This window comes from Afipia sp. GAS231, from assembly GCF_900103365.1.
Classification (GTDB): domain Bacteria; phylum Pseudomonadota; class Alphaproteobacteria; order Rhizobiales; family Xanthobacteraceae; genus Bradyrhizobium.
On sequence record NZ_LT629703.1, the window covers coordinates 7,428,578 to 7,450,275 of the forward strand.

Sequence of the window (21,698 nt, forward strand, 5' to 3'; positions counted from 1 at the left end):
AGCGTCGGCAAGAACCGGCGACAGCCGGTTCCGGCCTTGTTCCAGCCCTGATGCTCTTTCAATCCAACCAGCCCAATCCGACCCTGCGATGAGTGCCGATTTGCCTTCCTCCGACAGAGAACCGGTCGCCGTTTCCATCGTTGTGCCCGTGCGCAACGAAGCGGACAATGTCGCGCCGCTGATCGCGGAGATCGTCGGCGCGCTTGGCGGCCGCTGGGCCTACGAAATCATCTACGTCAATGACGGCTCGACCGATGCCACCGCCGAACGTCTGGCGGCGCTGATGCAGCAGTACGGGCAAATCCGGCAGCTCAAGCACGCCAGTTCGTCCGGCCAGTCGGCCGCGGTGCGCAGCGGCGTGCGGGCGGCGCGGGGCGCGATCGTGGCAACGCTTGATGGCGACGGGCAGAACAATCCGGCGTTCCTGCCGGATCTGATTTCCGCTGTGGAGCGCGGCGGCGGCTGCGTCGGGCTTGCGGCCGGCCAGCGGGTCGGGCGCAAGGATACCGGCTTCAAGCGGATGCAGTCGAAGATCGCCAACGCCGTGCGCAATGGGATACTGAAAGACGGCACCCGCGATACCGGTTGCGGGCTGAAGGCGTTTCCGCGCGACGTGTTCCTGTCGATGCCCTACTTTGACGGGCTGCATCGCTTCCTGCCGGCGCTGGTGCGCCGCGAGGGGTTCGATATCGCCTATGTCGACGTGATCGACCGCCCGCGCCATTCCGGCGTGTCCAATTACGGGTTCTTTGACCGGCTGTGGATCGGGATCATGGATCTCGCCGGGGTGTGGTGGCTGATCCGCCGCAAGAAGCCGACGCCCACAGCCACTGAGGTTCACTGATGTTGATTCAATACGGCCAGGCGCTTGGCGACTATCTCTACGACGTCTTCGTCGCCAAGTTCGATTTCTGGCTGGCGTTCGGCCTGATCGCGCAACTGCTGTTCACGGCGCGTTTCCTGGTGCAGTGGATCTCCAGCGAGCGCGCCGGACAGAGCGTGGTGCCGATGGCGTTCTGGTTCTTCTCGATGGGCGGCGGGCTGATGACGCTGGTCTACGGCATTGCCAAGCGCGAACCTGTGATCATCCTCGGCCAGGCGATGGCGACCGTGATCTACATCCGCAACATCATGCTGATCGTGAAGAACCGCGGCACGAGCTCCAGGACGCTGGATCGCTAGCCGCGGGCCGCGCCGGCGTCCTTTCGCACCATCGCCAGAAATGCGGCGGCTGATGACGCCAGCGCATCGTCCCGGACCGCCAGGTTGAGCTGGCCCTTCGGATTGTGCGGGCCGGACAGCGGACGGTAGACGACGGCATCGAGATGCAGGCGCTGCATCGATGAAGGCACCACGGAAATACCCACGCCCGCGGCCACCAGATTCAGCGTCGAAACGATCTGCGGCGCCTCATGGGCGATATCCGGATTGAATCCGCTGACGATGCAGGCCGCAATCACTGAATCGTAAAGTCCGGCACCGACGGCGCGCGGATAACCGATGAACTTTTCATGCGCCAGCAATTTGAGCGTGAGGCTGCGGCGGCCTTTCGCAAGGGGGTGGCGCGCCGGAAGTGCCACGACCATCGGCTCTTCGATGAGCGGCACGATCGTGACACCGGCGGGCGTGCCGATCGCGGTGCGGATGAATGCCACATCGACCCGGCCGGCTTGCAGGCGCTCGATCAGTCCCGGTGTGCTGTTTTGCTCGAACTGAATCTTCATCTGCGGATGGGCACGCCGGTAGGATCGGATCGCCTTCGGTGGAAATGGATGAAAGCACGCCGAGGTCGTCAGCCCGATCCGGAGATCGCCCAGCTCGCCGCGTGAAACGCGGCTGACCGTGTCAACGGCGCGGTCGACGCTTGCAAATATCGATGCCGCCTCGTCGCGCAGCGCGACACCGGCTTCCGTCAGTTCGACGCCGCGCGGCTTGCGACGGAACAACTGCGCGCCGAGGCTCTGTTCGAACCGTTTGATCTGCTGGCTGAGCGGCGCCTGCTGAATGCCGAGCCGCGCCGCCGCCCGGGTGATGTGCAATTCTTCGGCGACGACGAGAAAATAGCCGAGCAGGCGAAGGTCCATCACTCATATCCTAACTCTATGGATTGTCCTTATCTCATATATTGGATGTGTGCTCCAGGGATTGCTACGGTCCGGACATGAATCATGGTCCGGATGCCCTCGTGCTCGATTTCGTGGAATGGATCGCGGCCAGCCCGCGCCGCTACTGCGATGTCATGGAGGCGTGGCGGACGAGCTGCCCGCGATTGACCATCTGGGAAGACGCCATCGACCAGGGGTTGGTGCAGCGTTGCCGCATCGATGGCGAACTGTCGATCGAGGCCACCGAAGCCGGGCGCGACCTGCTGGCGAAAACACGAATGCGGTTTCACGGCATCCAGGACGGGCGGGATGCGCCAAACTCTCTATGACAAGATCTGGCGCGACCATCTGGTCGATGAGGCGCCGGACGGCACCTGCCTGCTGTATGTCGACCGCCACCTCGTGCACGAGGTGGAAAGTCCGCAGGCCTTCGCGAGCCTGCGGCGCGCGGGGCTGCCGGTGAGGGCTCCCGAAAAGACGCCGGCTCCGGCCTGGTGAAGCGGCAAGCCGAAGCCGAAGGGCTGAGCGCGGGGAGCGCCACCAGCCTCTGATCAGCGCGGCGTCGAGGGCGCAGCACCATTGGCGATCACGGCAAGATCGGCTTCGGTCGAGCGGTAGGCGGCCAGCTCGCCGGCGGCATCGAGCACGGGGTAGGCCACCGAACAGATGTGCGAGTGGATCCGCCGGAGGTCGCGCAGCACGTCGAGATGCAGGGAGGTGGTCTCGATGGTCTCGGGCCGCCCCTCGCGCAGCCGATCGAGGTGTCGCTCGGTGGCGGCAAGCTCGGCATTGCGCAGCGCGGATTTCTCGGCCAGCAGCTTGCGCGCCTCGTTGACGTCGCCCGACATGAAGACGCCGAATGCGATCCGCAGCGAATCCATCGTGCGCTTGTGAAAGGCCGAAAGCTCCTCGGCGCCTTCAGTCGAGAACTGGAACCGTCGCTTGATCTTCTTGGTCGCCAACTCGCTCAGGTTCTTGTCGATGATGTCGCCGATATGCTCGAGGTTGATGGCAAAGGAGACGATCTCCATCGCGCGCTGTCCTTCGCGCTCGTCGAGACTGCCGCGGGTCAGTTTGGTGACATAGAGCTTGATCGCCTCGTCGAGGCTGTCGACGCTGTTGTCCATCCGCGAGACCTGGTCGACCAGCGTGCGGTCGTTGGTCATCATCGCCGCCATCACCTTGCGGAGCATGACTTCGACTTGATCGCCCATATGGAGCGTCTCGCGCGCGGCATCCGTCAGCGCCAGCGACGGAGTTTCGAGCGCGCTGTCGTCGAGATAGCGCGGGCGCGACGGATCGGCTTCCAGCACCCGCGTGGGCAATAGTCGCTTCAAAAGCCGCGCCATGCCGTCGAGCAGGCCGATGAAGATGACGGCGGTCGCAATGTTGAAGGCGATGTGGAACAAGGCGGTCGCCTTGGCCAGATCCGGCTGCCAGGAGGCCAGCAACTCCGAGATCGGATGGAGGAACGGCGCCACCAATGCCACGCCGGCGAGCCGGTTGACGAGATTGCCGAGCGGAAGCCGGTAGCTCGCTGGGTTGTCGCGGCGGGCGCCTTCGAAAATCGGGTTGATCGCGCTGCCGAGATTGGCGCCGAGCACGAGCGCCAGCGCCGCCGGCGCCGAGATGAAATGCGCATAGGCCAGCGACATCACCAGCAGCACGCTGGCGACGGAGGAATGCACCACCCAGGTCACGACCGCGCCGAAGACGATGCAAAGCACGGGATCGCCGGTGATGGCGCTCATGAACACGCGCACGCCGGGCGCATTCTCGGCCGGCGCCAGCGTGTCGAGCAGGATATGCAGCGCCAGCAGCATCAGGCCGAGGCCGATCGAGACGCGTCCGATATCCTTGATGCGCGAGCGCGGTCCGCTGCGGAACGCGACCAGGCCGATGATGAACAGCACGGGGGCGACGGCGGCGATATTGAACGACAGCACCTGCACGATCAGCGTGGTGCCGACATTGGCGCCGAGCATGATGGCGAGCGCCGGCACCAGGCTGACCAGTCCCTCCGACGTGAACGAACTCGTGATCAAGGCGGTGGCGGTACTGCTCTGCAGCAGCGCCGTCAGGCCGAGGCCAGCGGCAAAGGCGGTGAAGCGGTTGCTCAGCCCCTTGGCCAGCAACAGACGCAGGTCGGGCCCGAACGCGCGCAGAATGCCGCTATGGACCATATGCAGGCCCCACAGCAGCAGCGCCACGCCGCCCATCAGGTCGAGAAGAACCATCGTTCCCATGCTCGCTTGCTTTCCCGGCAATTCGAGTCGCGCGATCACGCTACCGCCAATCGAGAGCGGATCAACCCTTGAATTTGCTGAAAATTGCGCGTGCGGTGGCGCGATGATGGGCGCTTTTGGCGGCGCGCAATGCCCCGCCATCGGTAAACGGAGTCGAAAGGCAACCGTTACAATGCCAGCTTTCGCGCTAGCTTAATCCCAAGACTTCTCCTGTACACCGGAGGCTCAATCGGGCGCATCAATCGAGCAGGGCCAGGGAATCAAATGTTTGCAGCAGCAGCAGCCAATCGCCGCAAGAGCGAACGTCGTGCGTGCAGGAGTTTTGCCAAGATCCAGTTCGCGACCGGCGGACTGCCGCGGGATTGCATGATCTCGGACATCTCCGACGGCGGCGTGAAGATCATCGCTGAATACCCGGAGATTCCGACCGAGTTCACGGTGATCTTCTCGGAGGGGCGGCCGCGCGTATGCAAGCTCGCCTGGCGGATCGGCTTCGAGCTGGGTGCTCAGTTCGTCGATTAGGCCCGATCGCCTCGGCAAAAAGGCCGGGGCCGGCAAGGCGAATTCGCAGGGCCGGGGGGCCATGTGCCCCCGGAGGTCTTCCGTTACCGCAAAATCCCGGGAACTTAACCTGAATTTAGGGTTAAGCTGTGAGCGTGCTCGGACAGCGCCGACTGCGAGTCCAGTACATGTTCCAGAAATCGATCCAGCCCCCCCGCGTCGCACGACTTCTTGCGGGGACGGCTACCGCCATCGTCCTGGCCGTGGCGCTTTGCAGTTGCCAGACCGCCAGTGACATTTCTGATGTCACCGGATCGCTCGGCGAGAAGTCCGACGCCAAGCGCTCGGCCGACCCGCGGCGCGACGTCGAACTCGCCCAGGAGCGCTTTAAGGCCAACCCCAAGGACGCCGAGGCGGCGCTGCAATACGGCAAGGCACTGCGCGCCTCGGGCCAGCGTGCCCAGGCGGTGGCGGTGCTCGAACAGGCGACAATTTCTCATGCCGGCAACAAGGCGCTGCTCGCCGGCTACGGCCGCGCGCTGGCCGACAACGGCAACTTCCAGCAGGCCTTTGAAGTGCTCGGCCGCGCCCACAGCCCGGAAGATCCGGATTGGCGAATCCTGTCGGCGCAGGGCGCGACGCTGGATCAACTCGGCCGGTTCGAGGAGGCGCGGCAGTATTACGGCAGCGCCCTGAAGATCGTGCCCGACGAGCCGTCGGTGCTGTCCAACCTCGGACTTTCCTACGTGCTTTCGAAAGACCTGTCGAAGGCCGAGGAGACGATGCGGCGCGCGTATGAGCGTGCGCCGGCCGATCAGCGCGTGCGCGCCAATCTGGCGCTCGCGGTGGGCCTGCAGGGCCGTCTCGCCGAGGCTGAAAAGATCGTGCGGGCAGACCTGCCGCCGAATGAAGCGGCCGCGAATGTCACGCAACTGAAACGGCTGCTGGCGCGCAAGGAAGGCCGCGCGGAGGTCGACAAGATGCCGATCGCCGCAGCCGGCCGCGCCAACTAGGGCGCCCCCACAGCTTCGAGTTATGCCCGCTTGCGCGCCGTCGCGGCCTGCAACTTCTTGAGGATCGGCGTCAGCAGCGAGGCCCTCTTAGTCACGGCGTGGCCGGTCATGCGCTGTGCCATCTGCAGGAACATCAGCGTGGTCTTGTGCGTGGCTGAAACCTGCTGGATCATCTGGCCGTTGTTGGCGGCGGTCCCGAACATCTTTGAATCGAAGGGAATGGCGGCGATCGGCTGGCTCTCGATCGCCTTGGCGAATTCGCGCACGGTGATTTCCGGGCGCTTGTGCATGCCGACCTGATTGAGACAATACAGCGGCGGCCGGTCATTGGGGCGCGCCGCCTTCAACACGTTCAGCATGTTCTTGGCGTTGCGCATGTTGGCCAGATCGGGCTCGGCGACGACCAGGATGTCGTCGGCGCCGATCAGGGCGCGCCTGGTCCAGGCCGACCACTGATGCGGAACGTCGAGCACGATGCAGGGCGTCGTCATGCGCAGCGTATCGAAGATCGCGTCGAACGCATCGGCGCCGAAATCGTAGACCTGGTCGAGCGTCGCCGGCGCCGCCAAAAGGCTGAGGCGGTCGGTGCACTTGGCGAGCAGGCGTTCCATCAAGGCGGTATCGGGCCGTTCCTGCTGAGAGATCGCGTTGGCGATGCCCTGCACCGGATCCTGGTTGAAATCGAGGCCGGCGGTCCCGAAAGCGAGATCGAGGTCGATGACGACGGAATCGAGTGCCAGATCGCGCGCGATCGCCCAGGCGACGTTGTGTGCGACGGTGGAGGCGCCGACGCCGCCCTTGGCACCGACCACGGCGATAACGCGGCCGACGGCGACTTCCTCGGACGAGGCGTAGAGGCCGCAGATAGCGCGGACGACGTCGAGCGGCTGGACCGGTCCGACCACGTAATCGCTGACGCCACGCCGCACCAGTTCGCGATAGGGCGCGACATCGCTGGCGCTGCCGATCACGACGACGCGGGTGCCGGCATCGCAGACGGTCGCGAGTTCGTCGAGGCCTTCGAGGATGTCATGGTCGGCTTCGGTTTCGAGCACGATCACGTTCGGTGTCGGCGCCTTTTGGTAGTTTTCGATCGCAGCCGCGACACCACCCATGTGGACCGAAAGATGCGCCTTGCCGAGCCGGCGGTCTTCGCTTGCAGCCCGCACCGTGGTCGCGACCGCGACGCTGGCGCAAAAGGCCTGCACCGAGACGCGCGGCGCCGGCGAGATATAGTCGTCGTTGTGCGGCGGCGTGACGTCCATGTGCTCGTCCGAATCTTGAAGCTTGATCATTTGCCTGTATCGCTGAGTTTGGCTTTTTCCACTTCGGGATAGATGGTCGTGGTCGGGTTGCCCTTGCGGTATTTGTCAAAGGCGATATCGCGTCGCCGCGTATAGGCCGGGGTTTCCGGACGTGGCTGCTCGAGGTCCGCCGGATTGTCGATCATGGCGGCGAGGTTGCGCTGGGTGGCGCAGCCGAAATTGTGATAGGGCCGGTTCTCGTTATAGCCGGAGTTGTCGATGTTCGGTCCAAGGTCTTCCGGCCACAGCCCGCAGGGGCCGGCGACCGCCTTGATCCTCGGATAGCTCAGCTTGATGGTCGGAAGCGTGTCGGCATATTCCGCCTGGTACGGACGTTGCGTGATGGCGTTGGACGGCACGCCGCCCGCCATCAGGATCGAACGGATTTCACGGTAGGAGGCGGCGGCTGCGCGTCCATAGACCGGATCGGCCGGCACGTCGGCGACAATGGCGCCGGTGCCCTCGCGAACCCAGCTTTGCGCCAGGCCGGCGACGTCGATGCGTTGCGGGGCGGAGAGGCCGCCGCGCGCGTGGCCGACGAAGACGACGATCGATTGGTTGGCTTCGGTCACCGCGATCGGGTGACGCAGCTTGTAATCGTTGCCGGGAACGCTTGCGGTCACGATCTCGGTGGTCTGGTTGCACCCGCTAAGCGCGCATGACAGGCCGAGCAGGGCGCCGAGCAGGCGCCAGCTCTGAAGGCGATGCGGTGTTTGGCTGGTCATCGTTTTATCCTCGTCCCGGATCGGTGGAGCGCTGCCGTCTTAGTCAATGATGAAGCCGAAATTGCCCTGAGAGGTGCCGATCGCATCGGCGCGGGCGGCAAGGCCGTAAATCCGGTTGATGCGGGCCAGCAGCGCCGATTGAGAATCCGACGCCGGCGCAAACCCGTCATCCGGACGCGACAGCTCCTTCTGTGCCACCGCGCGAACGACATAGGGCGACACCACAACCATCAACTCGGTCTCGTGGTTGACGTAGTCCTGGCTCCGGAAAAGCCCACCAAGAATCGGGATCTGGTCCACACCGGGCATTCCGTTGACGGCCTGCTTGGTTTGCTCCGAAATCAGGCCCGCCATCGCGATTGAGCCGCCAGACGGGATTTCCAGCGTCGTTTCCGCGCGGCGGGTCTTGATCGAGGGAATCGTCGTTCCATTGGTTCCGCCGGTTAAAGCGTTTTCGGTCGAGACTTCCGACACTTCAGTCATCACCCGCAGGCTGATCCGTCCCTCGCTCAGCACCACCGGCGTGAAGTTGAGCGAGATGCCGAATTTCTTGAAACTGACGGTCTGGACGCATTGTCCGATCGCGCCCGACGTCGTCGTTTGGCAGGTGACGCCAGTCGGAATTGGAAATTCGCCGCCTGAAATAAATGTCGCGGACTCGCCCGAGATCGCCGTCAGATTTGGCTCCGCCAGCGTCCGCACCACGCCCGCGCTCTCCATCGCGCGCAGGGTGGCGGTGACCGACGGCAGGCCGGCTTTGGTCAAGGCTGCCGCAGTCAGGCCGTTGCCGGAGACGAGCGCTCCGCTGTTGGCAGTGAACGGGTTGGAATTGTTGAACGTCACAGCCGCGGTGCCGTAGTTCATGCTGGCGCTGAGATCGACGCCCAACTGCTTGATGATGTCGCGCCGCACTTCCGCGATGGTGACCTTGATCATCACCTGGTCGCGGCCGCGAACGGTGATCGAGTTGACAACCTTGTCAGCGCCGCCGACCAGTCGCGCCGCGACTTCGCCCGCCTGCTGGGCTTCGACCGGGCTCGCCACCGAGCCGGTCAGCATGACGCTGTCGCCGATGCCTTCGATCTGGACTCCCGGCAGCGTCTGCCGGAGCGCGGAGCGCACGCCGTTGAGATCGCGCTTGATCGCGATGTCATAGGACGCGACCTGCTGACCGTCGGCATCGAAGAACACGACGTTGGTCTGGCCGACCGCGGTGCCGATGATATAGGCGCGCTGGGACGAGCGGACGACGGCGTTGGCGATCTTCGGATCGGCGACCAGCACGTCCTTGACGTCGCGCGGCAGGTCGACGATCACCGACTTGCCGACGCCAAGCGCCAGAAATTTTGTCCGCACCGATCCGCCGATGGCGGAGGTGATCTCGGGGTCGTTCTCTTTCGAAAGTTGCCTCGCAAGTTCCTTGTCGGGCTCGGCGGCGATGACCCGCGCGACCTGGCCCAGCGTCAGCGCGGCGACGGCCGATAACAGCACGGCCCGGCCGAGGCGGCCTGTCGCGCTGCGGATCGCTGACTGATTTTCCCCAAACTTCATCTCACGCGTCCTTTCGGTCACTTCTGTGCCGTCGATTGGTTGGCGACACCGTAGCGAACCACGTTGACGCTCTGGTCTCGTCGAGGTGCCTGGTCCTGGCCGCTCTCGACCTTGTTGGCATCGGTGATGCTGCGCAGCGCGAGCTGGATCGTGCCGCTCTGGCGCGCACGTCCGAGCGTCTCGGCCTGCTCGGGCTTCAGCTCGAGCGTGGCGGTCTTGCCGACGAGCGAGTTGCTGCCTTCTTTTTCCTTCGGCGCCTGGTCGATGGCGAGCACGCGGATGTTGGTCAGGATGATTTCCGAACTGACGATGTCGGGCCCCTTGCTGTCCGGGTTCTTCTCGCGCCTGGAGAGCAGGACGTCGACGTGGTCGTTGGGCAGGATGAATCCGCCGGCGCCGGTCTCCGGCGAAATCTCGGTCGAGATGCCGCGCATGCCGGTCGGCAGGATCGCCGCCATGAAGCCCGAGCCGTTGGCCTTGACCAGCTTCTGCTCGCGGATCGGCTCGCCAGCGATGAAGGGCGCGCGCACGATCGAGCCTTCGATGTCCTTGATGGCGTCGGCCCTGCCGGCGCGGGTGATGAGATTGCCGCTGGCGCTGGACGCCGGCCAGATCTGCCATTGCAGATCTTCCGGCTTGACCAACTGGCCGAGCCCAAGCTCGGATTTCGCGACCAGTACTTCGGTCGTCGGTAGCTCCGCAACCGGCGCGACCGGGGTCGGCTTGGTGTCCGTTCCGCGGGCGAGATAGGCTGCAACGCCACCGGCGCTGAGCGCGATGGTCAGTACGACGATACGTGCGATGTTCATACGCTTCGATCTACTCTTACGCTTACGCCGGAATGCCCCAACTGCACGGTGATGACAGCCTTCCCCTCTGGGATGACTAGGCACCAAAGGTATAAGGGAACTTGAGGGGTGAATTTTTTGCGCGAAACGCCGCCGGGATTCATCGGCATGGTGAACGGGTGGTTATCGCGCGACCCGCAAACATCCGGACGCGGCGCGCCTCAACCAGTTCGGGCACCGGTCGGGCCGCTGAGGAACGAGGCCGGCTGCCGATGCCGGAGGATCAGGCCTGTCGTTGCAGGGAGGCGTGACCTTCAGCGCTTGACCCGGTCTCCGCGAACCCGGCCTGCAGGACTTCTTCACGTTTGTGGCGCAGATGCGCGCGCAGGATATGCGACAGGCCTACCCCATCGCGACGCTGCAGCGCGTTGAGGATTGCTTCGTGTTCCTGCAACGCCAGCGCCCAGCGTTGCGGCGTCATCGGGGTGACGTAGCGTGCGCGGCGAATGCGAGCCGTCACTGTCTCATAGAGGCCTGACAGCACTGGGTTGCCGGTCGCGGCGATGATTGCTTCGTGAATGTAACGGTTGCAGCGGTAGTACTGCAGCAGATCGCTATCGCGGAAGTGCCGCGCCATCGCCGCATGCGCGGCAGCGATGTCGGCGATTTCGGCGTCGCTGATGCGTTCGCAGGCGAGTTCGCCGGCCAGCGCTTCCAGTCCCTGGCAGACCTCGAACAGGTCGCGCATGTCCTTGTCGGTGAGTTTTGCCGCGCGCGAGCCGCGATTTGGCAGCAACTGCACCAAGCCCTCAGCGGCCAGAACCTTCAGCGCCTCGCGCAGCGGGGTGCGGGAAATCTGCAGCATTTCGCAGAGGTCGCGCTCGGGGATCCGGGCGCCCGGCGGAATTTCACCCTCCAGCAGCATGGCGCGGACGCGGCCTACCACCTCCTCATGAAGCATCGCCAGCCCCCTGAAATGAATGCAAAAGTGGGCTATATCACCGAGCTTATTCCAATTCCAGCTTGATAATTCCTAATTTTGCATTCAGATTGGTAAAAATCGTCAAAACAGGGTGCGGAAACATGGATCAGGACGTAGTGGCGCGGCAGGAGGACCTCCTGTTCACGCGCGAGGAAGGCATCGGCCGGATCACCTTCAACCGCCCGCAGGCGAGGAACGCCTTTACGTTCGCGATGTATGAGCAGCTGGCCGAGATCTGCGAGCGCGCCAACAATGATCGCAGCATCAAGGTGCTGCTGCTGCGCGGGGCCGGCGACAAGGCATTCGCCGCCGGCACCGACATCAACCAGTTCCGCGCCTTCAAGACGCCGCAGGATGCGATCGACTATGAGAACCGCATCGATCGCGTGCTTGGAATTCTCGAAACCTGCCGGGTGCCGACCATTGCGGCGATCACCGGCGCCTGCACCGGAGGCGGCGCGGGCATTGCGGCCAGCTGCGATCTGCGGATTGGCACAAGGACCACACGGATCGGGTTTCCGATCGCGCGCACCCTCGGCAACTGCCTGTCGATGTCCAATGTCAGTCGCATCGCTGCGCTGATCGGTCCGGCCAGGGTCAAGGACCTGATTTATACCGCGCGGCTTGTCGAGGCCGAGGAGGCCGCGTCCGTCGGGCTCCTGACCGAGATCGTCGACGACCTCGCCGCGCTGGACAAGCGCGCCGACGAATTGGCGCGGCTGGTTGCCGGCAATGCGCCGCTGACGCTAAGCGCGACCAAGCAGGCGTTGGGGCGGCTGCAGAAGCGGCTGACGCCGGACGAGGGCGAAGACCTCATCCTGATGTGCTACCAGAGCCGGGATTTTCGCGAAGGGCTCGATGCATTTCTGGGCAAGCGCGCGCCGCAATGGCGCGGCGAATAGGATTCCCCATGTCGCCAAGCAACAAGACGCCACGCCAAGGCCCGCTCGCGGGTCTCAAGGTCGTCGATCTCACCCATGTCATGGCCGGCCCGACCTGTACGCTGATGCTGGCCGACATGGGCGCCGACGTCATCAAGATCGAGAAGTCACCGAACGGCGACGACACGCGCCATTCGGTGCCGCCGAAGATCGGCGATGAGGCGGCTTCGTTCCTGATGATGAACCGCAACAAGCGCGGCATCGTGCTGGATTTGAAGACCGATGGCGGCAAGCAGGTGTTGCGGCGGCTGATCGCGGGCGCCGACGTTCTGGTCGAGAACTTTGCGCCAGGTGCGATGGAGCGGCTCGGCTTCGGCTATCAGGACCTGCACCGCGAGTTTCCGGGGCTGATCTATTGTTCGCTGTCTGGCTTCGGCCGCACCGGCCCGTACAAGGATCGCCGTGGCTTCGACCTGGTGGCGCAGGCGATGAGCGGCATCATGAGTTTTACCGGCGAGCGGCCGGACGGCCCGCCGGTGAAGTGCGGCCCGCCGCTGTCGGACATTACCGCGGGCCTGCTGGCCAGCATGGGAATCCTTGCGGCCTATTCACACCGGCTCAAGACCGGTGAAGGGCAGTGGGTGGAAACCTCGCTCTACGAAGCGGCGCTGGTGCAGACCTACTGGCAGTCGACGATTGCGCTCGCCACCGATGTGGCACCGCGCGCCATGGGCTCAGCGCATCCGCTGAACGCGCCTTATCAGGCCTTCGAGGCTTCCGACGGCTGGCTGGTGGTCGGCGGCGCCAACAAGAAGCATTGGCTGTTGATGCTGGAGGCGCTCGGCGCGTCGGAACTGGCGGCCGATCCGCGCTTCGTCAACGGCTCCGACCGCATGGCGAACCTGAAGCAACTCGAATCCGAATTGAGTGCGCGCTTCCGCGCCAGGAGCAGGGCGCATTGGCTGGCCGCACTGGACGGCAAGGGCGTGCCCTGCGGTCCCGTCCATGACATGTTGGAAGCGCTGAACGATCCGCAAACCCTGGCGCGCGAGATGGTGGTCGAGGTCGAGCACTCGACGGTCGGACCGGTGAAAACCATCGGGCTCCCGGTCAAGTTCTCGGCGACGCCTGGCAAGGTGAACTCGGGCGCGCCCGTCTATGGCGAACACACCCGCGAGGTGTTGCGCGAATATGGCTTCGAACCCGCGCAGATCGAGGCGTTCGAGCGCGAAGGCGCTGTCGTCTCTGCGTCGCTGCCCCGCAAGGAGCAGGTCGCCTGACGATTTATCGGTACCAACAACGACAAAAACAGCGACCGGGAGGAAATGATGAGGTTCACTTCGAGTTTGTTGACGTCCGCGGTGGCGATCCTGCTCGCCGGCTCCATTCCGGCGCATGCCGCGTGGGCGCCGCAGAAGCCGATCGAGTTCGTCGCAACCGCGGGGCCGGGCGGCGGTACCGACAATCTCGCGCGTGCGGTCCAGGCCATCATCACCAAATACAAGTTGACCGACCAGCCGGTCGTGGTCGTCAACAAGGGCGGCGGCAGCGGGGCGGAAGGGTATGTCTACGGCAAGGCTTCCGCCGGCGATCCCTACAGGGTGATCTTCGGCACCTCGAACGCCTGGCAGCAGCCCCTCGTGTCCAAGGTCGCCTTCAACTACACCGATCTGACGCCGATCGCGGCGATGGCGCAGGACGAATTCCTGCTCTGGGTGAAACAGGATGCGCCCTACAAGACCGCGGGCGATTTCCTCAAGGCGGCGGCCGCGACCGAATTCAAGATGGGCGGCGCGCAGTCCAAGGACACCGATGAGGTGCTGACCCGCATGATCGAGAAGGCGGCGAAGGTCAAATTCACCTACATCCCGTTCAAGAGCGGCGCCGAGGCCGCGGTGCAACTGGCCGGCGGCCACATCGATTCCCACGTCAACAACCCCAGCGAAAGCCTCGGACAATGGCGAGGCTCGACCCAGCGCCCGCTCTGTGCCTTCAGCCCGAAGCGATTGCCGCAGGGACCGAAAGTGACGGCGACCGAAGGCTGGAGCGATGTGCCGACCTGCGCCGAGCAGGGGCTGCCGATCACCCAATACGAGCAACCGCGGACCGTGTGGCTGCCAGGCAAGGTCAGTGCCGAGCAAGCGGCCTATTATGTCGACCTGATGAAGAAGGTGCAGGCGACGCCGGAGTGGAAGGACTACATCGAGAAGACCTCGCAGGTTGATACGTTCCTGACCGGCGATGCCTTCGACGCCTTCATCAAGCAGGACCTCGAGCATTTGAAGCAGGTCGCCGGCGAACAGGGCTGGCTGGTTGCCAAGTGAGCCGAGGGGCCGACGGGATGAGGCATCGATGATATCGCGACGCGCGCTTGAGATATTCACGGCGGCCCTGACCGGAATCTTCGGTGTTGCGGTCGTGGTATCGAGCATCGACAACGGGATCGGCTGGTCGCGCGAGGGCGTCGACGCCGGCACGTTTCCGTTCCTGACCGGAATCATCGTCGTGCTCGGCAGCCTGTACAATCTGGCACAGGGCGCGCTGGGGCGTGGCTCGCTTGCAGGCCTCACGGTGGGGATCACGCGATCCGAACTTGGCCGTCTCGCCGCCCTGTTCGTTCCGGCCGCGATTTTCGTTGCCGCCATTCCGGTCCTCGGAATGTATCTGGCATCGGCCGGCTACGTTCTCGCCGCGCTGGCGCTGCCGAAACGGCAATTGGTCTTTCATGCACTCGCGGTCGCCGTGGCGACGCCGGTCGCACTTTACATCGTCTTCGAGCGCCTGTTTCAGGTGTCGCTGCCGCACGGCGCGCTTGCCGCCGCGTTTGGCTTCTGACCGGGGCCGCGAATGGAAAACCTCGAACTGCTGTTGCACGGTTTTTCCATCGCGGTCACCGTGCCGCATTTGGCCCTGATGGTGGTCGGCGTGCTGCTCGGCATTCTCGTCGGCGTGCTGCCGGGGCTCGGCGCGCCGAACGGCGTGTCGCTGTTGTTGCCGCTGACCTTCGGCATGCAGCCGGTCTCGGCGATCATCCTGCTGTCCAGCATGTATTGGGGCGCGCTGTTCGGCGGCTCCGTGACCTCGATCCTGTTCAACATCCCCGGCGAGCCTTCGTCGGTCGCGACGACGTTCGACGGCTATCCGATGGCGCGCGACGGCCGGCCGAGCACGGCGCTGGCCACGGCGTTCGGCTCGGCGGCCTTCGGCGCGCTGGTCGGCGTGATCCTGATTACGTTTCTCGCCTCCTGGGTCGCGCAGGTGGCGCTCGCGTTCGGACCGGCCGAATATTTCGCGGTCTATTTCCTCGCCTTCGCCAGCTTCGTCGGCATGGGTGGGGCGGCGCCGATCAAGACCGTGGTGGCTCTGGCGATCGGCTTTGCGATCGCGGCTATCGGCATCGATACGGTGTCCGGCAGTGTGCGGCTGACCATGGGGATCGACGAACTGGTGAAGGGCGTCAACTTCGTCGTCGCCGTCATGGGGCTGTTCGGCATCGGCGAACTCCTGATTGCCGTCGAAGACGAATTTCAGGCGCGCGCTGTGTCGTCGCGGGTCGAGTGGCGGGAAGTCTTCCGCGCGCTTGGGCAATTGCCCAGGCACAGCGTGGCCTTGCTGCGCAGCGCCGCCATCGGCTGCTGGATGGGGATCACGCCGGGCGGCCCGACGGCGGCTTCCTTCATGAGCTATGGCATCGCCAAGCGCTTTTCCCGCCATGGCGAGCGCTTCGGTACCGGCGAGGTCGAAGGCATCATCGCGCCGGAAACCGCCGACCACGCCGCCGGCACCAGCGCGTTGCTGCCGATGCTCTCTCTCGGCATTCCCGGCTCGGCGACGGCCGCCGTGATGATGGGCGGGCTGATGATCTGGGGATTGAACCCCGGGCCGATGCTGTTCGTCGACCAGAAGGATTTCGTCTGGGGGCTGATCGCTTCGATGTATGTCGGCAACATCGTCGCGGTCGTGCTGGTGCTGCTCACCGTTCCCGTGTTCGCGGCCTTGATGCGGATACCCTTCGTGGTGATCGCGCCGCTGATCGTCATCATCTGCGCGGTCGGCGCCTATTCGGTCTCGAATTCCTATCTCGATGTCGTCATGATGCTCGGCTTCGGCATCGTCGGCTATCTCTTCAAGAAGCTGCATTACCCGCTGGCGCCGCTCGTGCTTGCGATCGTGATCGGCGACAAGGCCGAGGACGCGTTCCGGCAGTCCATGCTGATGTCGAAGGGATCGCTCGGAATATTCTTTGAAAATCGGCTGGTGACGTGTCTCGTCGTGGCCGGAATGGCGCTGTTGCTGCTTCCGCTCGCCTTGCAGATCGTGCGTCTGTGGCGAGGACCAGGGCAGGCCGCACAGGAGAAAGCGAGGATCATATGACCGTTCACGACCCTCATAGGCCAGTGATTGCGCTCGCGATGGGCGACCCTGCCGGCATCAGTCCGGAATTGACCGCAAAGCTTACGTGTCTTGACGAAGTCCGCGCCGTCGCGCGCCTGCTCGTGATCGGCGATCGCCGCGTGTTCGACGAAGGCGCTCGGATTGCCGGTCTCACGCCGGACCTGCCGAACCTGTCGCCCTCGACGGATCCGAGGTCGATCGCGGGCGAAGCCGCTTTCATGGATCTCGGCCATCTCGATCCCGCGACGATCGAACGCGGCGTTGCGGTGAAGGCGGGCGGCGCGTTTGCGCTCGAAAACTATCGTCGCGCGCTGGTGCTGGCACGGGAAGGGCAGGCCGATGCGGTCTGCTTTACCCCGTTCAACAAGAAGGCGATGCGGCTGGCTCGTCCGCAATATGACGACGAGATCGCGTTTTCCGCCGAAATTGCCGGGTTGAAAACACCGGCCAGCGAATTCAACGTGCTCGACAAGCTCTGGAACGCGCGGGTCACTTCGCACATCGCGCTCAAGGATGTCGCCTCGCTTCTATCGGTCGAACGCATTCATCGCGCGCTCACGCTGACGAACGCGTGCATGCGGCGGGCCGGATTTGCAACGCCCCGCATCGCGGTGGCCGGGCTCAACCCGCATGCCGGCGATGGCGGTAATTTCGGCCGCGAGGAGATCGATATCATTGAGCCGGCGGTGCAGGCGGGCCGGGCCGAAGGCATCGCCGCGGAGGGGCCGTTTCCGGCCGACACGGTTTTCCTTCGCGCCAAGGGCGGCGCCTTCGATGCGGTGCTCACGATGTATCACGACCAGGGCCAGATCGCGATGAAGCTGATGGGGTTCGATCGCGGCGTAACGATTTTGGGCGGCTTCCCGTTTCCGATCTGCACGCCCGCGCATGGCACGGCATATGACATCGCGGGCCAAGGCATCGCTTCGGTCGGCGCCAGCCGCGCCGCCGTGCTGCTGGCGGCGGAGATGGCAGGGGCTGCCCGGATAGGTGACCGCGCGGCGTAAGCCTGGGGGGCGTGAACGGTGCAAAGCGGACATCGACGCCGGCTTTGCGACCATCGGCGGTCGGATGAAGCAGGGCGGAAACCGTCACCAAGACGTTATGCCGCAGCCGCCGTGGTTGCCGAAAACCCCGCCGGGCGGCGCAGTTGAGGACGGGTAAGTTAACAACAGAACGCCAAAGACGGCCGTCAACCCCTTGACCCGGCCGGCCAGTCGTTCTGTGATGCATCACAACTACCAGTCGCCGCACGTTGAGGGGCCTGCCGCGATATCAGATCCATCGCCTGACCGAACCGCATGTCAAACTGCCGGTCGGATTGACGTATTTGCGTGAGGGATCATCGGGTTGGCCCAATAACTGCAGGCTACGAAGCAAATGTTCCCGCACGACTCCCTGAAAGGCACTTGCCCATGAAACGCGTATCCCTGGTTCTTACCCTTGTCGTTGCCGCCGGCCTTTCGGCCCAGGCAGCGTCGGCGCAAACCCTCAAGACGGTCAAGGACCGGGGCTTGCTGTCCTGCGGCGTCAGCCAGGGCCTGCCGGGTTTCTCGTCGCCGGACGACAAGGGTAACTGGACCGGTCTCGACGTCGATGTCTGCCGCGCGGTCGCGGCCGCCATTTTCAACGACGCCACCAAGATCAAGTTCGTGCCGCTGTCGGCCAAGGATCGTTTCACCGCGCTGCAGTCCGGCGAAATCGACGTGCTGTCGCGCAACACCACCTGGACGCTGTCGCGCGATACGTCGCTCGGCGCCAACTTCACCGGCGTGACTTATTATGACGGCCAGGGCTTCCTGGTGAAGAAGTCGCTGAAGGTGAATTCGGCGCTGGAACTGAACAGCGCCTCGGTCTGCGTGCAGACGGGAACCACGACCGAGCAGAACCTCGCCGACTACTTCAAGGGCAATAACATGAAGTACGAGGTGATCGCGTTCGCCTCCGCCGACGAAACCGTCAAGGCCTATGAATCCGGCCGCTGCGACGTCTTCACCTCCGACGTCTCCCAGCTCTACGCCGAGCGCCTGAAGCTCGCCAATCCCGCCGATCACGCCGTGCTGCCCGAGGTGATCTCCAAGGAGCCGCTCGGCCCGATGGTCCGCCATGGCGACGACCAGTGGTTCGACATTGTCAAATGGACGCTGTTTGCGATGCTCGACGCCGAAGAGCTCGGCGTTACCCAGAAGAACGTCGACGAGATGGCGAAGTCAGACAAGCCCGAACTCAAGCGCGCCTTCGGCACCGACGGCAATCTCGGCGAACAGCTCGGCCTGACCAAGGACTGGGTGTCGCGGATCGTGAAAGCGGTCGGCAACTACGGCGAATCCTTCGATCGCAATGTCGGCGCCGGCTCCAAGCTCGGCATCGCCCGCGGCCTCAACAATCTCTGGAACAAGGGCGGTATCCAGTACGCGCCGCCGATCCGCTAACCGCCGGCAGGGGGCTGCGGCGATGGCCATCGAACCTCGACAACCACCGTCGCAGCTATTGCCCAGGCTGCAGCGGGCGCTTGGCGGCCGGGCAGGCTGGAGCGGCTTCGTCATCCAGCTCCTGTTCGTCGCCGTGCTCGCCTGGATCGCCTACGAGATCGTCGCCAATGCCCGCGCCAATTTGCAGGCGCAGCGGATCACCGCGGGCTTTGGCTTCCTTGAAAACACGGCAGGTTTTGACGTCAGTCAAAACCTGATTTCGTATTCGGGATCGGACACCTATACGCGGGTGTTCCTGGTCGGCCTGCTCAATACACTGCTGGTGTCGGTCATCGGCATCTTCTTCGCCACGCTGATCGGGTTCACCGTGGCGCTCGGCCGGTTGTCGCCGAACTGGCTGCTGTCGAAAATTGCCGGCGGCTATGTCGAACTGGTGCGCAATCTGCCGCCGCTGTTCCAGATCCTGTTCTGGTACCTGGCCGTGCTCGCGGCGTTGCCCAATCCCCGGCAGAGCATCTCGATCTTCGACAAGTTCTTTCTTTCCAATCGCGGCCTCGTGATTCCAAAACCGATCGGCGAACCCGGGTTCGAGCCGTTTGCCATCGCGCTTGTGGTCGCGATCGTCGCCGCGATCGGGCTGTGGCGCTACGCGCGCAAGCAGTTGTTCGACAGCGGCAAGGTGATCAAGGTCTGGCCCTATGCGCTTGGCCTGTTGATTGGCCTGCCGCTCATCAGCGCGCTGATTTTCGGTGCACCTGTGATGTTCGAAGTGCCGGTGCTGAAGGGCTTTAACTTCTCCGGCGGCTCCCGCGTCATTCCGGAATTCGTGGCGCTGACGCTGGCGCTGTCGACCTATACGGCGGCCTTCATCGCCGAGATCGTGCGTGCCGGCATTCTGTCGGTCCACAAGGGCCAGATGGAGGCCGGTTCCTCGCTCGGGCTGCAGCGCGGCTCGGTGCTGCGGCTGATCGTGATCCCGCAGGCGATGCGCGTGATCCTGCCGCCGCTCACCAACCAGTATCTCAACCTGACCAAGAACTCGTCGCTGGCGGTGGCGATCGGCTATCCCGACCTGGTCTCGGTGTTCGCCGGCACCACGCTGAGCCAGACCGGCCAGGCGATTGAAATCATCGGCATCACCATGGGCGTCTATCTGCTGATCTCGCTGATCACCAGCGCGGTGATGAGTTTTTACGGATGGCGGCTGGGCCGGAGCCTTGGCAACTCATGATTGGCAACTCATGACCGACACCATCACCTCTCAGCCCTTCGTCAGCGACAAGTTGATCGCCGAGCGTCCGGCGCCGATCAAGACCACCGGCTTCGTCGGCTTCCTGCGCACGCGGCTGTTCAATTCGCCGACCAACATCATGATCACGATCGTCAGCGCGCTGCTGCTCTGGTTCATCGTCGTGCCCGCGTTGAGATTCGTGCTGGTCGATGCGGTCTGGACCGGCGCGGACCGCAACGCGTGTCTTGCTGAAAATGTCGGACATGCCGTCGGCGCCTGCTGGCCGTTCGTGCAAGCCAAGTTCAGCCAGTTCATCTACGGCTTCTATCCGGAAGCCGAACGCTGGCGCGTCAATCTGACTTTCATTCTTGCCGTTATCCTGTTGCTGCCGCTGCTGATTCCGCGACTGCCGGCCAAGGGGCCGAACGCCATTCTGTTTTTCCTGGCGTTCCCCGTCGTGGCTTTCTTCCTGCTATACGGCGGCGGCTTGCAGGGTTTTGGCGTGAGCTGGATCGCCGGGTTCCTGTCTGGATTCAACGACAGCATCGGCGAGGGCGGCCGCAAGGTCGTGGCGGCCGGCGAGACCACGGCCGTGATCGGGCCGCTGTTGTGGGGCCTCGGCAAGCTGATCGTGCTGATCAGCACGCTGATCTCCTGGGTGTTGCTGCCGCTGACGTGGCTGCGCGATCAGATCCAAGCGTTTGGCCGTCCGGTTTGGGCCGACTTTGTGGCGACCGCCGTGATCGTTTCAGGCCTGCTGTTCTGGCTGGGCGGCGGCACGCGCACGGGCTGGCGGCCGCTGATCACCTGCCTTGGGGTGTTTGCCGGCATCGGCATCGTCATTGTGGTGATGGGGCTCGACCGCGGCGGGTTGCCGGTGGTCGATACAAGGCTCTGGGGCGGCCTGCTGGTCACGCTGGTGGTGTCGGTGGTCGGCATCGTCGCCTCGATGCCGGTCGGCATTGCGCTGGCGCTCGGCCGGCGCGCCAGCATTCCGCTCATTCGAATCTTCTCGATCACTTTCATCGAGTTCTGGCGCGGGGTGCCGCTGATCACGGTGCTGTTCTTTGCGACCTACATGCTGCCGCTGTTCGTCCCGACCGGTTTCACCATCGACGGCCTGATGCGCGCTTTGATCGGCATCGCGCTGTTCGCCGGCGCCTATCAGGCCGAAGTTATCCGCGGCGGCCTCAACGCGATTCCGCGCGGGCAGGGCGAGGCGGCGAGCGCGCTCGGCCTGTCCTGGGCCAAGACCACGGCGCTGATCGTGATGCCGCAGGCGCTGCGCCACGTCATACCGGGCCTCGTCAACTCCTTCATCGCGCTGTTCAAGGATACTTCGCTGGTCTCTATCGTCGCTTTGTTCGACCTGCTCGGGCAGTTGCGCGCCTCGTTCTCCGATCCGGTCTGGTCGACGCCGACAACGCTGTTCACCGGCTTTGCCTTCACCGGCATCATCTATTTCGTCTTCTGCTTTGGCATGTCGCGTTACTCGCTGTTCGTCGAGAACAGGCTGAACGCGCATCGCCGCAATTGAGTATATC

The 21,698-nt window shown here is 64.2% G+C and carries 21 protein-coding genes and 1 pseudogene; 15 read left to right on the forward strand and 7 right to left on the reverse strand.

All coding sequences use genetic code 11. The features are described 5' to 3' along the window. The first annotated feature begins 88 nt into the window (after positions 1–88). Together BLS26_RS34835 and BLS26_RS34840 are read left to right on the forward strand one after the other, a co-directional pair. Positions 89–844, forward strand: a complete 756-nt coding sequence (locus BLS26_RS34835) for a glycosyltransferase family 2 protein (RefSeq protein ID WP_092517196.1) — start codon at positions 89–91, stop codon at positions 842–844. Continuing rightward, positions 844–1,182 (forward strand): lipid-A-disaccharide synthase N-terminal domain-containing protein, encoded by a 339-nt coding sequence (locus tag BLS26_RS34840; RefSeq protein WP_092517198.1) that lies wholly within the window; start codon positions 844–846, stop codon positions 1,180–1,182. The genes BLS26_RS34835 and BLS26_RS34840 overlap by 1 nt, the downstream gene beginning before the upstream one ends. Here the strand turns inward: BLS26_RS34840 and BLS26_RS34845 are convergent. Continuing rightward, positions 1,179–2,084, reverse strand: coding sequence for a LysR family transcriptional regulator (locus BLS26_RS34845; RefSeq protein WP_092517200.1), 906 nt, complete (start codon positions 2,082–2,084; stop codon positions 1,179–1,181). The genes BLS26_RS34840 and BLS26_RS34845 overlap by 4 nt on opposite strands. A 77-nt stretch (positions 2,085–2,161) precedes the next feature. Here BLS26_RS34845 and BLS26_RS34850 point away from each other — a divergent pair, with 77 nt between their 5' ends. Together BLS26_RS34850 and BLS26_RS34855 are read left to right on the forward strand one after the other, a co-directional pair. Beyond that, positions 2,162–2,434, forward strand: a complete 273-nt coding sequence (locus tag BLS26_RS34850; RefSeq protein ID WP_092517202.1) for a hypothetical protein — start codon at positions 2,162–2,164, stop codon at positions 2,432–2,434. Next, positions 2,415–2,591, forward strand: a pseudogene (locus BLS26_RS34855) (aconitase family protein); the annotation flags it as partial. The gene BLS26_RS34850 and the pseudogene BLS26_RS34855, both read left to right, overlap by 20 nt. Positions 2,592–2,656: 65 nt before the next feature. Here the strand turns inward: BLS26_RS34855 and BLS26_RS34860 are convergent. Next, a complete protein-coding gene (locus tag BLS26_RS34860) occupies positions 2,657–4,351 on the reverse strand; it encodes a Na/Pi cotransporter family protein (protein WP_092518995.1) in 1,695 nt (564 codons plus the stop codon). A gap of 264 nt (positions 4,352–4,615) precedes the next feature. On the opposite strand from BLS26_RS34860, the gene BLS26_RS34865 reads away from it, so the two are divergent. Together BLS26_RS34865 and BLS26_RS34870 are read left to right on the forward strand one after the other, a co-directional pair. Then, on the forward strand, positions 4,616–4,873 hold the full coding sequence (locus BLS26_RS34865) for a PilZ domain-containing protein (protein ID WP_092517206.1): 258 nt from the start codon (positions 4,616–4,618) through the stop codon (positions 4,871–4,873). Between the two features lie 167 nt (positions 4,874–5,040). Beyond that, positions 5,041–5,865 carry a tetratricopeptide repeat protein gene (locus BLS26_RS34870; RefSeq protein ID WP_092518997.1) on the forward strand — a complete coding sequence of 275 codons (825 nt, stop codon included), beginning with the start codon at positions 5,041–5,043 and terminating at the stop codon, positions 5,863–5,865. Between the two features lie 20 nt (positions 5,866–5,885). Here BLS26_RS34870 and BLS26_RS34875 read toward each other — a convergent pair whose 3' ends face one another. From BLS26_RS34875 to BLS26_RS34895, 5 genes are all read right to left on the reverse strand, one after another. Then, positions 5,886–7,160 (reverse strand): AAA family ATPase, encoded by a 1,275-nt coding sequence (locus BLS26_RS34875; RefSeq protein WP_092517213.1) that lies wholly within the window; start codon positions 7,158–7,160, stop codon positions 5,886–5,888. Beyond that, positions 7,157–7,894 carry a CpaD family pilus assembly protein gene (locus BLS26_RS34880; RefSeq protein ID WP_092517215.1) on the reverse strand — a complete coding sequence of 246 codons (738 nt, stop codon included), beginning with the start codon at positions 7,892–7,894 and terminating at the stop codon, positions 7,157–7,159. Before BLS26_RS34880 ends, BLS26_RS34875 begins: the two co-directional genes overlap by 4 nt. 39 nt (positions 7,895–7,933) lie before the next feature. Next, positions 7,934–9,445 carry a type II and III secretion system protein family protein gene (locus BLS26_RS34885; RefSeq protein WP_172804760.1) on the reverse strand — a complete coding sequence of 504 codons (1,512 nt, stop codon included), beginning with the start codon at positions 9,443–9,445 and terminating at the stop codon, positions 7,934–7,936. Positions 9,446–9,462: 17 nt separating this feature from the next. Beyond that, on the reverse strand, positions 9,463–10,254 hold the full coding sequence (cpaB, locus tag BLS26_RS34890; RefSeq protein ID WP_092517219.1) for a Flp pilus assembly protein CpaB: 792 nt from the start codon (positions 10,252–10,254) through the stop codon (positions 9,463–9,465). Positions 10,255–10,516: 262 nt separating this feature from the next. Beyond that, a complete protein-coding gene (locus BLS26_RS34895) occupies positions 10,517–11,194 on the reverse strand; it encodes a GntR family transcriptional regulator (RefSeq protein WP_092517221.1) in 678 nt (225 codons plus the stop codon). 122 nt (positions 11,195–11,316) lie between these two features. On the opposite strand from BLS26_RS34895, the gene BLS26_RS34900 reads away from it, so the two are divergent. From BLS26_RS34900 to BLS26_RS34940, 9 genes are all read left to right on the forward strand, one after another. Continuing rightward, positions 11,317–12,117, forward strand: a complete 801-nt coding sequence (locus BLS26_RS34900) for an enoyl-CoA hydratase/isomerase family protein (protein WP_092517223.1) — start codon at positions 11,317–11,319, stop codon at positions 12,115–12,117. Between the two features lie 8 nt (positions 12,118–12,125). Beyond that, positions 12,126–13,376, forward strand: a complete 1,251-nt coding sequence (locus BLS26_RS34905) for a CaiB/BaiF CoA-transferase family protein (RefSeq protein ID WP_092517225.1) — start codon at positions 12,126–12,128, stop codon at positions 13,374–13,376. A gap of 48 nt (positions 13,377–13,424) precedes the next feature. Then, positions 13,425–14,420 carry a tripartite tricarboxylate transporter substrate binding protein gene (locus BLS26_RS34910; RefSeq protein WP_092519001.1) on the forward strand — a complete coding sequence of 332 codons (996 nt, stop codon included), beginning with the start codon at positions 13,425–13,427 and terminating at the stop codon, positions 14,418–14,420. 28 nt (positions 14,421–14,448) lie between these two features. Next, positions 14,449–14,931, forward strand: a complete 483-nt coding sequence (locus BLS26_RS34915) for a tripartite tricarboxylate transporter TctB family protein (RefSeq protein WP_092517227.1) — start codon at positions 14,449–14,451, stop codon at positions 14,929–14,931. Between the two features lie 12 nt (positions 14,932–14,943). Beyond that, complete coding sequence (locus BLS26_RS34920) at positions 14,944–16,470, forward strand: tripartite tricarboxylate transporter permease (RefSeq protein WP_092517230.1); 1,527 nt, start codon at positions 14,944–14,946, stop codon at positions 16,468–16,470. Next, the gene (locus BLS26_RS34925; RefSeq protein WP_092517232.1) at positions 16,467–17,498 is read left to right on the forward strand and encodes a 4-hydroxythreonine-4-phosphate dehydrogenase PdxA; all 1,032 of its coding nucleotides are present in this window, start codon (positions 16,467–16,469) and stop codon (positions 17,496–17,498) included. Before BLS26_RS34920 ends, BLS26_RS34925 begins: the two co-directional genes overlap by 4 nt. Before the next feature lie 408 nt (positions 17,499–17,906). Then, the gene (locus tag BLS26_RS34930; RefSeq protein ID WP_092517234.1) at positions 17,907–18,923 is read left to right on the forward strand and encodes an amino acid ABC transporter substrate-binding protein; all 1,017 of its coding nucleotides are present in this window, start codon (positions 17,907–17,909) and stop codon (positions 18,921–18,923) included. 22 nt (positions 18,924–18,945) lie between these two features. Then, positions 18,946–20,154: an amino acid ABC transporter permease gene (locus BLS26_RS34935; RefSeq protein WP_092517236.1), complete on the forward strand. Its 1,209-nt coding sequence runs from the start codon at positions 18,946–18,948 to the stop codon at positions 20,152–20,154. Between the two features lie 10 nt (positions 20,155–20,164). Further along, a complete protein-coding gene (locus BLS26_RS34940) occupies positions 20,165–21,691 on the forward strand; it encodes an amino acid ABC transporter permease (RefSeq protein ID WP_092517238.1) in 1,527 nt (508 codons plus the stop codon). Positions 21,692–21,698 lie beyond the last annotated feature (7 nt).